The organism is Sphingomonas sp. ASV193 (assembly GCF_040203355.1).
GTDB lineage: Bacteria > Pseudomonadota > Alphaproteobacteria > Sphingomonadales > Sphingomonadaceae > Sphingomicrobium.
Genome location: NZ_JBEHBW010000001.1, coordinates 594,545 through 609,625, shown reverse-complemented (window position 1 = coordinate 609,625; position 15,081 = coordinate 594,545). Strand labels below are relative to the sequence as shown.

Annotated in this window: 16 protein-coding genes; 11 read left to right on the top strand and 5 right to left on the bottom strand. The window is 70.3% G+C overall.

Annotation, left to right across the window (positions count from 1 at the left end; all coding sequences use genetic code 11):
• The first annotated feature begins 4 nt into the window (after nucleotides 1–4).
• Complete coding sequence (locus tag ABDK56_RS03120; RefSeq protein WP_349806636.1) at nucleotides 5–1,525, top strand: MFS transporter; 1,521 nt, start codon at nucleotides 5–7, stop codon at nucleotides 1,523–1,525.
• Nucleotides 1,522–2,682, top strand: coding sequence for an aminotransferase (locus ABDK56_RS03115; protein WP_349806634.1), 1,161 nt, complete (start codon nucleotides 1,522–1,524; stop codon nucleotides 2,680–2,682). The genes ABDK56_RS03120 and ABDK56_RS03115 overlap by 4 nt, the downstream gene beginning before the upstream one ends.
• Here ABDK56_RS03115 and ABDK56_RS03110 read toward each other — a convergent pair.
• Together ABDK56_RS03110 and ABDK56_RS03105 are read right to left on the bottom strand one after the other, a co-directional pair.
• Entirely contained in the window at nucleotides 2,672–3,514 is an 843-nt protein-coding gene (locus ABDK56_RS03110; protein ID WP_349806633.1) for an EAL domain-containing protein, read from the bottom strand. The genes ABDK56_RS03115 and ABDK56_RS03110 overlap by 11 nt on opposite strands.
• Nucleotides 3,511–3,915: a response regulator gene (locus tag ABDK56_RS03105; RefSeq protein ID WP_349806632.1), complete on the bottom strand. Its 405-nt coding sequence runs from the start codon at nucleotides 3,913–3,915 to the stop codon at nucleotides 3,511–3,513. The genes ABDK56_RS03110 and ABDK56_RS03105 overlap by 4 nt, the downstream gene beginning before the upstream one ends.
• 143 nt (nucleotides 3,916–4,058) lie before the next feature.
• On the opposite strand from ABDK56_RS03105, the gene ABDK56_RS03100 reads away from it, so the two are divergent.
• Both ABDK56_RS03100 and msrA read left to right on the top strand, forming a co-directional pair.
• Nucleotides 4,059–4,766, top strand: a complete 708-nt coding sequence (locus ABDK56_RS03100) for a PilZ domain-containing protein (RefSeq protein ID WP_349806630.1) — start codon at nucleotides 4,059–4,061, stop codon at nucleotides 4,764–4,766.
• Nucleotides 4,767–4,825: 59 nt separating this feature from the next.
• Nucleotides 4,826–5,377 carry a peptide-methionine (S)-S-oxide reductase MsrA gene (gene msrA / locus ABDK56_RS03095; protein ID WP_349806629.1) on the top strand — a complete coding sequence of 184 codons (552 nt, stop codon included), beginning with the start codon at nucleotides 4,826–4,828 and terminating at the stop codon, nucleotides 5,375–5,377.
• Nucleotides 5,378–5,388: 11 nt separating this feature from the next.
• Here the strand turns inward: msrA and ABDK56_RS03090 are convergent, their stop codons facing one another.
• Nucleotides 5,389–6,300: an L-threonylcarbamoyladenylate synthase gene (locus ABDK56_RS03090; RefSeq protein WP_349806628.1), complete on the bottom strand. Its 912-nt coding sequence runs from the start codon at nucleotides 6,298–6,300 to the stop codon at nucleotides 5,389–5,391.
• A 46-nt stretch (nucleotides 6,301–6,346) separates the two neighbouring features.
• Here ABDK56_RS03090 and ABDK56_RS03085 point away from each other — a divergent pair, with 46 nt between their 5' ends.
• The gene (locus tag ABDK56_RS03085; RefSeq protein ID WP_349806627.1) at nucleotides 6,347–7,999 is read left to right on the top strand and encodes an acyl-CoA dehydrogenase family protein; all 1,653 of its coding nucleotides are present in this window, start codon (nucleotides 6,347–6,349) and stop codon (nucleotides 7,997–7,999) included.
• On the opposite strand, the gene ABDK56_RS03080 is transcribed toward ABDK56_RS03085, so the two are convergent.
• Nucleotides 7,996–8,358, bottom strand: a complete 363-nt coding sequence (locus ABDK56_RS03080; RefSeq protein WP_349806626.1) for a GntR family transcriptional regulator — start codon at nucleotides 8,356–8,358, stop codon at nucleotides 7,996–7,998. The two genes, ABDK56_RS03085 and ABDK56_RS03080, sit on opposite strands and share 4 nt — an antisense overlap.
• 43 nt (nucleotides 8,359–8,401) lie before the next feature.
• Complete coding sequence (locus ABDK56_RS03075) at nucleotides 8,402–8,989, bottom strand: nitroreductase family protein (protein ID WP_349806625.1); 588 nt, start codon at nucleotides 8,987–8,989, stop codon at nucleotides 8,402–8,404.
• Nucleotides 8,990–9,111: 122 nt separating this feature from the next.
• Between ABDK56_RS03075 and ABDK56_RS03070 the strand changes: the two genes are divergently transcribed.
• From ABDK56_RS03070 to rnhB, 6 genes are read left to right on the top strand one after another with little or no spacing between them, the layout of a single operon-like run.
• On the top strand, nucleotides 9,112–10,926 hold the full coding sequence (locus ABDK56_RS03070; RefSeq protein WP_349806624.1) for a peptide MFS transporter: 1,815 nt from the start codon (nucleotides 9,112–9,114) through the stop codon (nucleotides 10,924–10,926).
• Nucleotides 10,923–11,600 (top strand): NnrU family protein, encoded by a 678-nt coding sequence (locus ABDK56_RS03065; protein ID WP_349806623.1) that lies wholly within the window; start codon nucleotides 10,923–10,925, stop codon nucleotides 11,598–11,600. The genes ABDK56_RS03070 and ABDK56_RS03065 overlap by 4 nt, the downstream gene beginning before the upstream one ends.
• A 24-nt stretch (nucleotides 11,601–11,624) precedes the next feature.
• On the top strand, nucleotides 11,625–12,962 hold the full coding sequence (gene glmM, locus ABDK56_RS03060) for a phosphoglucosamine mutase (RefSeq protein ID WP_349806622.1): 1,338 nt from the start codon (nucleotides 11,625–11,627) through the stop codon (nucleotides 12,960–12,962).
• Nucleotides 12,962–13,186 (top strand): DUF1272 domain-containing protein, encoded by a 225-nt coding sequence (locus tag ABDK56_RS03055; protein WP_349806621.1) that lies wholly within the window; start codon nucleotides 12,962–12,964, stop codon nucleotides 13,184–13,186. The genes glmM and ABDK56_RS03055 overlap by 1 nt, the downstream gene beginning before the upstream one ends.
• The gene (thiD, locus tag ABDK56_RS03050; RefSeq protein ID WP_349806620.1) at nucleotides 13,183–14,358 is read left to right on the top strand and encodes a bifunctional hydroxymethylpyrimidine kinase/phosphomethylpyrimidine kinase; all 1,176 of its coding nucleotides are present in this window, start codon (nucleotides 13,183–13,185) and stop codon (nucleotides 14,356–14,358) included. Before ABDK56_RS03055 ends, thiD begins: the two co-directional genes overlap by 4 nt.
• Entirely contained in the window at nucleotides 14,355–14,936 is a 582-nt protein-coding gene (gene rnhB, locus ABDK56_RS03045) for a ribonuclease HII (RefSeq protein WP_349806619.1), read from the top strand. Before thiD ends, rnhB begins: the two co-directional genes overlap by 4 nt.
• Nucleotides 14,937–15,081: the final 145 nt, after the last annotated feature.

Here is a 15,081-nt window from a genome sequence, read left to right as displayed (position 1 = left end):
GCGAATGATCGCGCGCTCGCGGCGCGCGCCGCTATTCTGGCTCGCCACCGCCGCGATCGCGCTCGGCGTGCTGCTCCACCTGCCGATGCTCGCCGAGGCGCACCGGATGGGCAACCGGCTGGTCGGGATGCCGACCGACGCGACGATGTGGCTCGGCATGGCGCTGATCTTTTTGGGCGCCCCGCTCGCCATCTACGGCGCGCTCCCGCCGCGGATCGAGACCGCGAGCCTTCCCGACAAGCATTTCGAGGCGCGCGCCGACACCCCACTCGGTGCCTCGCACTTGGCGGTGATCCTCGTCCTCGTCCTCGGGCTCGTGATCGACGTGATGAAGCCCGCCACGCTCGGCTTCGTGCTGCCGGGGGTGAAGAGCGAATATGGGATTCCCAAGCCGGTCGCCGCGCTGCTCCCGCTCGTCGCGCTGATCGGAACGACCATCGGCTCCTACCTGTGGGGCTGGATGGCCGACCGCTATGGGCGGCGCGTGTCGATCCTGCTCTCGACCGTGCTGTTCATCTCGACCTCGATCTGCGGCGCGATGCCCGACTTCCGATTGAACCTGCTGATGTGCTTCGTGATGGGCATGTCGGCGGGCGGGATGCTGCCGGTGGTCTACACGCTGCTCGCCGAGATCATGCCGCCGCGCCACCGGAGCTGGGTGCTGGTCACCGTCGGCGGGATCGGGCTGGTCGGCGGCTACCTTGCCGCAAGCACCACCGCGCATCTGTTCGAGGACGAGTATGGCTGGCGCGCGCTGTGGCTGCAGGGCTTTCCGACCGGGCTGCTGCTTTTGCTGCTCGCGCGTCTCCTCCCCGAAAGCCCGCGCTTCCTCTACCTGCAACGCCGCGACGCCGAACTCGCCGACATGGAATGCCGCTTCGGGATCGTCGAGCGGCCCGCGCCCACCGACGATCACGGGCTCGTCGGCGCGCGGCGCGAGACCCGGCTGACGGTCGCGCTGGTGCTCGCCGCGCTGGCGTGGAGCTTCGTCAATTTCGGGCTGCTGCTGTGGCTCCCCAACGCGCTCCAGGAACGCGGCTTTTCGAACGCGGTCGCGACCGGGATCATCGCCAAGTCCTCGCTGCTCGCGCTGCCGACGATCGGCATCGGCGCGTGGCTCTATGCCAAATGGAGCAGCAAGGGCGCGCTGGTGGCGATGCTCGGCCTGCTCGTGATCGGCACCGCGGGCGCCGCGCTCCCCGCCGCGACGCTTGCCGCGCCGCTATTGCTCGGCAGCGTCATCGGCCTGCTCGTCCTCGGCACCAACGGCGCGATCGCGATGATGCTGCCCTACACCGCCGAGATCTTCCCGGTCGCCTCGCGCGGGCGCGGCACCGGGCTCGTGTCGGGCGCGAGCAAGGTCGGCGGCGCGGTGGTCCAGCTGTTCGCCATCGCCGGCCTGTCGCCCTCGCTCGGCCCGACCGCGCTGCTGCTAGTCGTCCCGCTCGCGCTGTCGACCGCGCTGGTCTGGGCGCTCGGGGTCGAGACCAGCGGCCGGGCCTTGGAACGCAAGAGCGCCGCGTGAATCCGCTTTACGAGACGATGGCGACCAGCGTGTTCGAGCGGATGAGCCTCGCCGCCGCGCGCCACGGCGCGGTCAACCTCGGGCAGGGCTTCCCAGACTTCGGCTGGCCGCCCGAGATCCTCGACGCTGCTGCGCGCGCGCTCACCGACGGCTCGAACCAATACGCCCCCTCGCGCGGCCTCCCCGCGCTGCGCGAGGCGGTCGCCGCCCATTACGCGCGCCACCACGGACTCGACCTCGACGCCAGCGGCATCTGCGTCACCTCGGGCGCGACCGAGGCGCTCGCCGCCGCGTTGCTCGCCACCCTCTCGCCGGGCGACGAGGCGATCGTCATGACCCCCGCTTACGACGCCTACGCGCCGCTGATCCGCCGCGCCGGCGCCACCGTCCGCGAAGTCGCGCTCCAGCCGCCCCACTGGCGGATCGAGCGCGCCGCGATCGAGGCGGCGATCACCCCGCGCACCCGTGCGATCGTCCTCAACAACCCGCACAACCCGACCGGCCGCCTGTTCGACGCAGACGAGCTGGCGACGGTCGCCGACCTCGCCATCGCGCACGACCTCGTCGTCGTCGCCGACGAGGTGTGGGAGCATCTGCTGATGGACGGCCAGTCGTTCGTGCCGATCGCCACGTTCCCCGGCATGGCGGCGCGCACCATCAAATGCGGCTCGGCGGGCAAGATATTTTCGCTCACCGGGTGGAAGATCGGCTGGATCGCCGCCGCCCCGCCGCTCGCCGACCTCGCCGCGCGCGCGCACCAGTTCCTGACCTTCGCCAGCGCGCCCAACCTGCAGGCCGCGGTCGCCTACGGCCTCGACGAGGGCGATGCGTGGCTCGCCCCGATGCGCAGCCGCTTCGCCCGGGCCCGCGACCGGATGAGCGCGATGCTCACCGAGGCGGGCTTCGCCGTGCTGCCCAGCGCCGCGACCTATCTCCTCGTGGTCGACCTCGCCGCCTCGGGCATCGCGCTCGACGACGAGGCGTTCGCCGCGCTCGCGGTCGAGCGGGCAGGGGTGGCGGTGGTGCCGATGTCGCCGTTCGCGGAAGTCGATCCGCCGCGCCACCTCGTCCGGCTGTGCTTCGCGAAAAGAGACGAGACGATCGACGCCGGGGTCGCCGCGCTCGCCCGGGCAAAGGCACTCGCGGCTAGCGGGTGACCTCGCGCGGGCGCGCCCGGTCGGCGACCCGCTTCTTGAGCAGCCCCGGCCAGCGTGCCTGCCACCCCTCGTACCAGCCCGCGACCGCGTCGGCGGCAAGCGGCTCGGCGACGAGATAGCCCTGCGCCACGTCGCAGCCGTAATCGCTGAGCAATTGCATCTGCTCGACCGTCTCGACCCCCTCGGCGGTGACCGTCAGCCCGAGCCCGTGAGCAAGGTCGATGATCGACCGGCAAATCAGCGCGCTGTCGGCCGCCTCGGGCGCGTCGCGGATGAAGAAGCGGTCGATCTTCAGCTCGGTGAACGGCAGCTGGCGAAGCTGCATCAGCGTCGAATAGCCGACCCCGAAATCGTCGATCGCCAGCCCGATCCCCTTGATCCGCATCCGCGTCAGCGTGTCGATCAGCTTGATCAGCGGCTGGGTCGCGCCCTCGGTCAGTTCGAGCACGAGCCGCCCCGTCGGCACGTCGAGCGCGCGGCACATCCGCTCGACCAGGTCGGGGAAATCGAGGTGGTCGAGGCTCAGCGCGCTGATGTTGAACGCAAGGTCGGTATCGAGCCCCTCGGCCTGCCACGCGATCCACTGGCGAAGGGTGGTGCGAAGCCCCCACTGGGTCAGCTCGTCGATCAGCCCATGTTCCTCGGCCAGCGGCACGAACCGCGACGGGGGGATGGTACCGAGGTCGGGGTCGGTCCAGCGCACCAGCGCCTCGACCCGCTTGAGGCTGCCGTCGGCCAGGCTGACCTTGGGCTGGTAGAGCATGTGCAGCCGCCCGTTGATCAGCGCCCGCTCGAACTTATCGAGCATCGCGACGTCGGCCCGCGCGATCATCCCGCCAGCCTCTCGCGGGTCTGCCCGAACACCCGCTCGAGCTCGTCGAGCCGCGCCGGCTTCTCGATCGGCCCGACCATGGCAAGCCCGAGCTCGCCGCCCAGCCGGACCGCGCTTTCAAGCACCCGCCGGTCGAACCCCGACACGATCATCACCGGTCCGCGAAACCGCTCGGCGGCGAGGAAGCGGAGCAGTTCGACCCCGTCCATTCCTGGCATGCCGAGGTCGAGCGCGACCATTGCCGGCGACAGCGCGGCGAACCGTTCGCGAAACGCCTCGTCGTTGCCGGTGATCACCGGATCGTAGCCCGACATTCGCGCCGCCTCGGCGACATAGGCGGCCAGCGCGGGCTCGTCGTCGATCAGCAGCAGGGTCGGCGTCTGGGCCACGTTCGTCGTCACATTCTCTTCCGTCACTGGCGACGGTGATGGGCAGTCTATCGGTAAAGGTCAAACGCCTGAAACGGCTTTTTAACCTAAAGGCGTTAGCTGTTCCGAATTGACGCGTTTTTCGGCCGTTTCGGCCCAGGGAAAGTCAGGGAGCGATGTTCTCAGCCCTAATCCGCCGCCGCAACGACCGGGCGCTGGTCAACGATGCCGAGGCGTTCGATTCGACCACCTTCACCCTCTCGACCGCGGTCCCGCGGCCGAGCGAGCGGCGCGAGGCGGAGCGGGTCATGCCGCTGCTGCGCGTCGCCAAGGCGACCGAGGAGAGCGGGCGCGAGCAGCTGGTGCGGGTGCGCAACGTGTCGGCGGGCGGGCTGATGGCCGAGGTCGGCCACCCGATGAGCGTCGGCACGCGCGTGTCGCTCGAACTGTCCTCGCAGCGGATTCCCGCCACCGTGGTGTGGGTGCGCGAAGGCACCGCCGGGTTCAAGTTCGACCAGGACCTCGACCTCGGCGAGCTGCTCGCGGGCAGGAAGCCGCGCCACGGCTTCCGCGCGCGCCCGCCGCGGCTCGACGTCGACTGCAAGGCGTCCCTGCGCATCGGCAAGACCTATTACACTGTCGACGTCCATGACATTTCGCTCGGCGGGCTCAAGGTCGAGCCGATCGAGGAATATTGCCTCGGCAAGCAGGTGGTGGTGGTGGTCGAAAGCCTCCGCCCGATCCGCGGCGAGGTGCGCTGGTTCTCCGACCGCAAGGCGGGCATCGTGTTCGACAAGCCGCTCCAGTTCGACGAGCTCGCCGAATGGGTCGGCAAGCGGCTCGAGATGGCGGCGCTGAAGCACCACATCAAGCGCCGCGGCTGACGCCTCTTCCGAAGCGCGCGCCCGCTTCCTATCTTCGTCGAAACGACGGAGATAAGGTGATGGGACACGAAACGGCGGTTCTGGCGGGCGGGTGCTTCTGGTGCACCGAGGCGGTGTTCCTCGACATCGCCGGGGTCGACAAGGTCGAAAGCGGCTATACCGGCGGCCAGACCGTCAACCCGACCTACAAGCAGGTGTGCGGCGGCGACACCGGCCATGCCGAGGCGATCCGCGTCACCTTCGACCCGGCGTTGGTCAGCTACGCCGACCTGCTCGACATCTTCTTCGCCACCCACGACCCGACCCAGCTCAACCGGCAGGGCAACGACATCGGCACCCAGTATCGAAGCGCGATCTTCCCGCAGGACGAGGCCCAGGAGGCCGAGGCGCGCGCGGCGATCGAGCGTGCCAACGCCGACTGGGGCGGCAACATCGTGACGACCATCGAGCCCAAGGCCGAATGGTATCCGGCCGAGGATTATCACCAGGACTATTGGGCGGGCGAGGGCCAGCGCAATCCCTATTGCATGGCGGTGATCCCGCCCAAGCTGGCGAAGCTTCGCAAGAGCTTCTCATCGAAGATTAGAGAGGCTGATCCTCAGCCCCTTTAATCGTCGATCACTCAAGACCGGGGCGCAGCAGCCCGCCTGAGCCGGTCGCGGATCGCCGCGGCCAGCCCGTCGCCCGGCACCGGCGCGACCGCGATCCGCGCCGCGTCGGCCTCGTCGGCGCAGTGGAGCAGGTCGAACAGCCGCGCCGCCGCCTCGACCGGGGTGTTCCCGAGGAACAGCTCCCCGCGCACCGCCCCGTAGCCGATCAGCAGCTCGCCCTCCGCCGCCTCGCGCGCATCGAGCCGGAGCGGCTTCGACGGCGCATAATGGCTCGCCATCATCCCCGGCGCCTCGATCGCGCCGCCCGCGACTTCGGCCGCGTCGACCTCGACCGGCCCGCGCCGCAATAGCCGCAGCGGGCCCCCGGTCGCCGCGACGATCGTCGATTCGATGCCCTCGCTGGTCGCCCCGCCGTCGATCACCAGCTTGATCCTACCGGCGAGGCTCTTGGCGACATGGCGTGCGCGCGTCGGCGAAATGCTCCCGCTCGCATTGGCCGACGGCGCCGCCAGCGGTCGCCCGGTCGCGCGCAGCAGCGCCTGCATCGCCGGGTGCGCGGGGACGCGAAGCGCGATGCTCGGCAGCCCCGCGGTCACGATCCCGGCGATCGCGCTGTCCTCGCGCAGCGGCACCACCAGCGTCAGCGGCCCCGGCCAATGCGCCTCGGCCAGCGCCCGCGCCGCTGCGTCGAATACCCCGATCCGCTCCGCCGCCGCGAGATCGGGGACATGGACGATCAGCGGGTTGAAGCTCGGCCGCCCCTTGGCCGCGTAGATCCGCGCCACCGCCTCGGCGTCGGTCGCGTCGGCGGCGAGCCCGTAGACCGTCTCGGTCGGCACCGCGACCGGCTGACCGGCCAGCACCAGCCGCGCCGCCTCGGCGATCGAGTCCTCGTCGAACGGCAGGATGGCTGGCCCGGTCATGACGCGGCGGCTATAGCGATTGTCCGCCACCAGCCAAGGACCGCCGATGAGTTTCACCGCCCCCGTCGCCGAACAGCGCGCCATCCTTCGCACCGTCGCCGACATCGCCGAGCTGACCGACGACCTCGACCTCGTCGACGCGGTAGTCGAGGCCGCGGGCCGGTTCGCCGAAGGCGAGTTCGCCCCGCTCGACCGCGTCGGCGACACGGTGGGCGCGACGTGGCGGGACGGCGTCGTCACCATGCCCGACGGTTTCAAGGCGGCCTATGACGCCTTCGTCGCGGGCGGCTGGATGGGGCTCGCCGCGCCCGAGGCCTGGGGCGGGCAGGGGCTTCCGCTGGTCCTGTCGGCGGCGCTGATGGACGACCTCAACGCCGCCAACGTCGGCTTCGCTTTGTGCCCGATGCTCTCGATCGGCGCGGTCGAGGCGCTCCACCACCACGGCGCGCCCGAGCTCCAGCGGGCCTACCTGCCGAAGATCGTCAGCGGCGAATGGCCCGCGACGATGAACCTCACCGAGCCGCAGGCGGGCAGCGACGTCGGCGCGCTCACCACCCGCGCCGACCCCGGCCCCGACGGCACGTGGAAGATCAAGGGCACCAAGATCTACATCACTTATGGCGAGCACGACCTTGCCGACCAGATCGTCCACCTCGTCCTCGCCCGCACCCCCGGTGCGCCCGCGGGGACGCGCGGCATCTCGCTGTTCCTCGTTCCCAAGATCCTCCCCGACGGCAGCCGCAACGACGTCGCGTGCGTGTCGATCGAGCATAAGCTCGGCATCCACGCCTCGCCGACCTGCGTGATGAGTTACGGCGAACAAGCCAACGAGAATGGGGGCGGCGCGACCGGCTGGCTGGTCGGGCCGGAGAACGGCGGGATGCGCGCGATGTTCACGATGATGAACAACGCCCGGCTCAACGTCGGCCTGCAGGGTGTCGGCATCGCCGAACGCGCCACCCAGCGCGCGGTCGCCTATGCGCTCGAGCGCCGCCAGTCGGGCAAGCCGATCGCCGAGCATCCCGACGTCCGCCGGATGCTGCTCAGGATGCGAAGCCTCACCACCGCCGCGCGCGCGCTGTGCTACTACGCCTTCGCCCAGCTCGACCGCGGCCGCCGCGGCGACCTCGCCGCCGAGCTTCGCGCCGAAGTGCTCACCCCGCTCGCCAAGGCGTGGGGCACCGACGTCGGCTGCGAAGTCGCCAGCCTCGGCATCCAGGTCCATGGCGGGATGGGCTATATCGAGGAAACCGGCGCCGCCCAGCACCTGCGCGACGCGCGCATCGCCCCGATCTACGAGGGCACCAACGGCATCCAGGCCGCCGACCTCGTCGGGCGCAAGCTCGGGCTCGACGGCGGGCTCGCGTTCGACGGGCTGGTCGCCGACGCCCGCGCCGAGGCGCGGCATTTGAGCCTGGTCGCGCTGATCGATGCGGTCGAAGTCGCCGCCGCCAGCCTGCGCGACGCCGGGCCCGAGGACCGGCAGGCGGGCAGCTTTCCGTTCCTCACCATGACCGCGGTGATGGTCGGCGGCTGGCTGGTCGAACGGCTCGCGCGCGATCCCGACGCGACCCCGCGCACGAAGGCGTCGGCCGATTATTTCCTCTCGTCGATCGTCACCGAGGCGCTCGGGCTCGGCGCGGGGGCGGCGCTCGGCGCGGCCCCGCTCTACGCGGTCCCTGCCGAGGCGCTGGCCTAGGCCCGCTCGGTCAGCTCGTCGATCGCGATCCCCAGCCGCTCCATCCGCGCGCGGATCCCCGGCCATTCCTCGCGCAGGAACAGGTCGCGCTCGCTTTCCATCAGCCGACCGCGCGCGCCCGCCGCGACGAACATCCCGACCCCGCGCCGGACCACCACCAGCCCCTCGTCCTGGAAGCCCTGGTAAGCCTTGGCCACGGTCAGCGGGTTGGCGCCCTGCTCGGCGGCCATCGCCCGGACCGAGGGGAGGGGATCGCCGTCGCCGAACCGCCCCGACAGGATGCCGTCGGCGATCACGTCGCGAAGGCGAACGAACACGGGCTTTTCGTGGCCAGCCCGAATGGCGGTGCGAAGCGTCATGCTGTCGTAATACAGCAGCGCGCCGCCAGATCAAGCCGCAAATTCAGGCGCTTGGCGGGCTCCACGCTCGCGCGACCGTGTCGGGCGAAGGCCGCGGCCGCTCCTCGAGCGGCACCCCCGGGCTGCCGAGGAACAGGAACCCGGCGATGCTCTCGCCCGGCGCGCAGAACGCCGCGCGCACCCGGGTCGACATCGCCGCCCAGCCGGTGATCCATCCCCCGACATAACCGAGCGCGTGCGCCGCCAGCAGCAGGTTCATCGCCGCCGCCCCGACGCTCAGCTCCTGCTCCCACACCGGGATTTTGTGCCCTTGGGTCGGCGCGGCGACCAGCACCACCAGCGCCGGCGCCTGGTGCGCGAACTCGCGCGCCTTGGCGAAGTGCGCGTCGCTGGCGTCGGCGACGCTCTCGGGCAGCGCGCGCTCGAGCAGCGCCGACAGCGCGTCGCGCTGGTCGTCGCCGACCACGACGAACCGCCACGGGGTCAGCTTGCCATGGTCGGGGGTGCGCGCCGCCACCGACAGGATCGTCGCCAGCTCGTCCGCGTCGGGCCCCGGCGCGACCATCTCGCGCGGGCGTCCCGACCGGCGAGTCTGGAGCAGGGCGAGGGCGGAGGAGCGGTCGTTGAGCATGGTGCGCGCCATGTAGGGGGCGCGCGCGAACTTTACACGCCCCGCGTTCGCGCTACTGTCCGCGCCCTATCGAGAGCGCCGCCGCCAGAGCCGCGCCGAATATCCGGGGAGTAATACAGCACATGGTCGACACGCCCACCGCGGACAACCCGCGCGAGCCCGACATCAGCCACGAGAATCCGGCGCAGAAAAAGGAGTGGTTCGGCCATCCCAACCAGCTCGCGCGGCTGTTCACCACCGAGATGTGGGAGCGGTTCGGCTATTACGGCATGCGCGCGCTGCTGACGCTCTACCTCACCAAGCATTTCGTGCTCGGCGACCGCGCCTCGACCGGTCTCTACGGCGGCTATACCGCGCTGGTCTACCTCACCCCGCTGGTCGGCGGGCTGATCGCCGACCAGTATCTCGGCTCGAAACGCAGCGTCCGCTTCGGCGCGATCATGATGGCGATCGGCTATCTCACCCTCGCCTTCGGCGGGCAGCCGTCGAAGCCGGTCGCGGTGATCGACGGGCAGCGCTACGCGGTGCAGGTCGACAATTTCAACGACAGCCCGACCAGCTCGCCCAACGAGGCGCGCTTCGTCGTCATGCCCTCGGGCGAGCGGCTCGCGATCCACGGCAACGACGACGGCAGCATCGATCTCCTCCGCGCCGACAAGTCGGTCGAACGGCACATCGCCAAGGGCGGGATGACCGACGACAGCGAAAAAAGCCCGCTGATGATCACGATCCTGCTGATCGCGCTGTCGACCATCTCGGTCGGCAACGGCTTCTTCAAGCCCAACATCTCGACCATGGTCGGCGCGCTCTACGCCGACGGCGACCGCCGCCGCGACGCGGGGTTCACCATCTTCTACATGGGCATCAACCTGGGCTCGATCCTGGGCCAGTTCTTCTGCCCGATCCTCGCCGACTGGCTCGGCTGGTGGGCAGGTTTCTCGCTCGCCGGGCTCGGCATGCTGGTCAGCTACGCGCTGATCACCTTCGACGGGGGCCGCCTCGCGGGCTACGGCGAGACACCAGAACGCGAAGGCGGCGACAAGGCGCTGGTCATCTACGGCGGCGCGATCCTCGCCATCCCGCTGTTCTACTTCCTGTTCACCAACCTGATGAACGCCCCCGAGCCCCCCGCCGGCTCGGGCTTCGTCGGGTACCTGATGAGCCTGTCGCTGATGGGCAAGCTGCTGTTCGGCACCTTCCTTCTCGGCGTCCCGGCGATCCTCGTCTGGTCCTACGCCAAGGGGTCGAAGCAGGAATTCCAGATGATGGTCGCGGCGATGGTGCTGATCACCTTCAACGTCGTCTTCTGGACGCTGTTCGAACAGGCGGGCAGCTCGCTCACCCTGTTCGCCGACCGCAACACCGACCTTCACGTCATCGGCAACTTCTCGCTGACCGCGCCGCAGACGCAGAATTTCAACCCGCTGGCGATCGTCGTCCTCGCGCCCTTGCTCTCGATCCTGTGGGGCGCGCTGGCGAAGCGGAATCTCGAACCCTCGATCCCGGTCAAGTTCGGGCTTGCGCTGATGGGCGTCGGCGCGGGCTTCCTGTTCCTCGTCTTCGGCAGCCAGTTCGCCGGCCCCGACTTCAAGGTCGCGGTGTGGTGGCTCGCCGGCCTCTACGTGATCCACTCGGTCGCCGAGCTGATGATCTCGCCGGTCGGGCTTTCGATGATCACCAAGCTGTCAATCGCGCGGATCGTCGGCATGATGATGGGCGTCTGGTTCCTGTCGATCTCGGTCGCGCAATATTTCGCCGGCGTGGTCGCGCAGTTCGCCTCGGTCGAGACCGTCGGCGGGCAGGTGACCAACCTCAAGGTCAGCCTTGAAACCTACACCGCGACCTTCACCACCATCGCGTGGGTGGCGATCGGCGCGGGCGTGCTCCTGCTTCTGCTCAGCTGGCCGCTCAAGAAGCTGATGCACGGGGTCAAATGAGCCCGTTTCCCGGCCTCGCGCTCGCCGCCGCGGCGTTCGTGGGAACGCATTTCGCGCTGTCCCACCCGCTCCGCGCGCCGCTCGTGGCGAGGCTCGGCGAGAAAGGCTTCATGGCGGTCTACGCGCTCGTCGCCTTCGCGACTCTCGGCCTGACCAGCCACGCCTACGGCCCGGCCAAGGCCGCGGCCCCCGCGCCGATGTGGGACGCGGGGGGGGCGGGATGGTGGCTCGCGACCGCGCTGATGTGGCTCGCCGCGGTGCTGTTCACAGGGTCGCTCCGCGGCAATCCCGCGCTGCCCGGCATGGCGCCCGACACGTTTCCGCCCCCGCGCGGGGTGTTCCGAATCACCCGCCACCCGATGAACTGGGCGTTCGCGATCTGGGCGTTCGTCCACGCGCTGGTCGTCGCCACCCCGGCGGCGGTGATCGTCAGCCTCGCCATCGCCACCCTCGCGCTGGTCGGCTCGCTGCTCCAGGACCGCAAGAAGGAAGCGCTGCTCGGCGACAAGTGGACCGGCTGGGAAGCGCGGACCAGCCTCGTCCCCTTCGCGCGCGGCTTCGCGCTGCCCGACGGCTTCGCGCTCGTCGTCGGCACGATCCTCTGGCTCGCGATCACCTGGGCGCATGGCGCGCTCGGCTACCAGCGCGCCGGAATCTTCCACTTTTTCGGTTAACCTCGCCGCGCTAAGGCCTTGCCCATGGCAAGGAAATTCTTCGGCACCGACGGGATTCGCGGTCGCACCAACGTCGCCCCGATGACCGCGGAGACCGCGCTTCGCGTCGGGCAGGCGGCGGGCGCCCACTTCCTGCGAGGGGTCCACCGCCACCGCGTGGTGATCGGCAAGGACACCCGCTTGTCGGGCTACATGATGGAATCGGCGATGGTCGCCGGCTTCACCAGCGTCGGCATGGACGTGGTGCTGCTGGGCCCGATGCCGACCCCGGCGGTGGCGATGCTCACCCGCGAAATGCGCGCCGATCTGGGCGTGATGATCAGCGCCAGCCACAACGCGTTCGAAGACAATGGCATCAAGCTGTTCGGCCCCGACGGCTATAAGCTCAGCGACGCCGACGAACTGGCGATCGAGGCGCTGCTCGATTCGACCCCGACGCTGGTCGCCTCGGACAAGATCGGCCGCGCCAAGCGGATCGACGACGCGCGCGGCCGCTACATCCACTTCGTCAAGGACACCTTTCCCCACGACCTCAGGCTCGACGGGCTCAAGGTGGTGATCGATTGCGCCAACGGCGCGGGCTACAGCGTCGCGCCCGAGGCGCTGTGGGAACTCGGCGCCGACATCGTGCCGCTCGGCACCCGTCCCGACGGCACCAACATCAACGCCGGCTGCGGCTCGACCGCGCCCGGCCTGCTCCAGGAAACCGTCGCCGCGTCGGGCGCGCACATCGGACTCGCGCTCGATGGCGATGCCGACCGGCTGATCGTGGTCGACGAGACCGGCGCGATCGTCGACGGCGACCAGCTGATGGCGCTGATCGCGATCGGCCAGGCGAAGTCGGGCATGCTCAGGGGCGGCGGCCTCGTCGCCACGGTGATGAGCAACCTCGGCCTCGAACGCCGCCTCGAAGGCGAAGGCCTCGCGCTCCACCGAAGCGCGGTCGGCGACCGCTACGTGCTCGAGATGATGCGCGACAAGGGCATCAACGTCGGCGGCGAACAGTCGGGCCACATCATCCTTGCCGACCACGCGACCACCGGCGACGGGCTCGTCGCGGGCCTCCAGATCCTCGCCGAGCTGGTCCGCTCGGGCCGCCCCGCCAGCGACCTGCTCCACCAGTTCGACCCCGTCCCGCAGCTCCTCCGGAACGTCCGCTACTCGGGCGGCGCCCCGCTCGACGACCCGGCGGTCAAGGCGGTGATCGCCGACGCCGAGGCCGCGCTTCACGGCAAGGGCCGCCTCGTCATCCGCAAGTCGGGGACCGAGCCGCTGATCCGCGTGATGGCCGAGGGCGACGACGGCGCGCAGGTCGAGGCGGTCGTCGCGCGCATCTGCGACGCGGTCGCGGCGAGCGCCTGATGCTCGAGATGCGGCCCGATTGCGAACGCTGCGGGACCGACCTTCCCGCGCACGCCCACGGCGCCTTCATCTGCTCGTACGAATGCACCTATTGCGCCGAGTGCGCCGACGCGCTCGACGACCGCTGCCCCAATTGCGGCGGCGACCTCGCCGATCGCCCGACCCGATCGAAGGCGCGGCAGATCGCCGACCCCGCCTCGACCGTCCGGCGGCATAAGCCGTGAAGACCCCGCGGATCCTCGTCATCGCCGGGTCGGACAGCGGCGGCGGCGCAGGGCTGCAGGCCGACGTCAAGACGATCACCATGCTCGGCGGCCACGCGACGACCGCGATCACCGCGGTGACCGCGCAGAACACGCTCGGGGTTCAGGCGGTCCACGCTGTCCCGACCGAGATCGTCATGGCGCAGATCGACAGCATCGTTTCCGACCTCGGCGTCGACGCGGTCAAGATCGGCATGGTCGGAAGCGCCTTCGCCGCGCTCCACATCGCCGCCCGGCTCGAAGCGCTCGACGTGCCGATCGTGTTCGACCCGGTGATGGTCGCGACCAGCGGGTCGAGCCTCGCCGACGATCCCACCGTCGCCGCCTTCGGCAAGCTGATGGACGTCGCCACGCTGGTCACCCCCAACCTGCCCGAATTGAAGCGCCTCACCGGCGAGGAAGACGAGGTCGGCGGCGCCCTGAAGCTGGTCGCCGCGCATCGCTGCGCGGTCCTCATCAAGGGCGGGCACGAGGAAGGCGATGCGCTCGCCGACGCGCTGGTCGAGGACGACAATATCACCAGCTGGCAAGGGCAGCGGATCGACACCGCCTCGACCCACGGCACCGGCTGCACGCTGGCCTCCGCGATCGCCTTCTACCTCGGCGCCGGGCTCGGCCTCGCCCCGGCGATCGAGCGCGCGCGGCTGTTCGTCCGCATGGCGCTCCATGCCGCGCCGGGGCTGGGGCAGGGGCACGGTCCGCTCGGCCAGCAGGCGGTGCGGCAGGACAGCGGGCTCGGGCTCCGCCTCAACCAGGTCACCGTCACCGGCAACGACTATGCCAAGATGGTCGCCTTCTACCGCCGTCTCGGGCTCACCCAGATCGTCGACAGCCAGGAAAACCAGTACGCCCGGTTCGAAACCGACGGCGGCACCACCATGTCGATCCAGATCGATCCCGATCTGAAGCCCGACGAGACCACCGCGCTCTATTTCGAGTGCGACGACCTCGACCAGCGGGTCGAGGCGCTCGCCCGTGCCGGCGTGCCGTTCGAACATGGCCCGCGCAACCAGCCATGGATGTGGCGCGAGGCGCGGCTGCGCGATCCCGCGGGCAACACCGTCTTCCTCTACAAGGCGGGCGAGGCGCGCCGCTATCCCCCGTGGCGGCTGGCATCGGAACCGGGGGCATGATCGCCGGGGTCGACGAGGCGGGCAGGGGGCCGCTCGCCGGGCCGGTGGTCGCCGCCGCCGTCATCCTGTGCGGCAAGGAAATCCGCGGCCTCGCCGACAGCAAGCTGCTCAACGCCGCGACCCGCGCCAAGCTCGCCGCGCGCATCGCCGAGCGCTGCCACGTCGGCATCGGCCTTGCCTCGGTCGAAGAGATCGACGCGCTCAACATCTTCCAGGCGACGATGCTGGCGATGGCGCGCGCCGCCGAGGCGCTGTGCGCGGGGATCGGCTGCGACCCGCTCGAGATCCTCGTCGACGGCAACCTCACACCCGCCGGACGCCGCCCCGAATGGCGCTGGCCCGCGCGCGCGATCGTCGGTGGCGACGCGAAGGAACGCTGCATCTCGGCCGCCTCGATCGTCGCCAAGGAGCATCGCGACGCGATCATGCGCGCCGAGGCCGAGCGCCATCCCGCCTACGGGTTCGACCGGCACAAGGGCTACGGCACGCCCGACCATCTCGCCGCGCTCCGCGCCCACGGCCCGACCCCGCTCCACCGCCGAAGCTTCGCCCCGGTGGCCCAGCTCGCGCTTTTCTGACGGCTGAGTCCTCGCCGCCACACCACCACCGATTGAGTCCGCTGCCCCCGCCCGGACTCAACATCTTGTGTCGGGCCACGCGCGGATTCCTTTTGTTCTCGCCCCTCCCTAGGCGCCCGCCCGCGCGCGCCGCTTGACCGCGAGT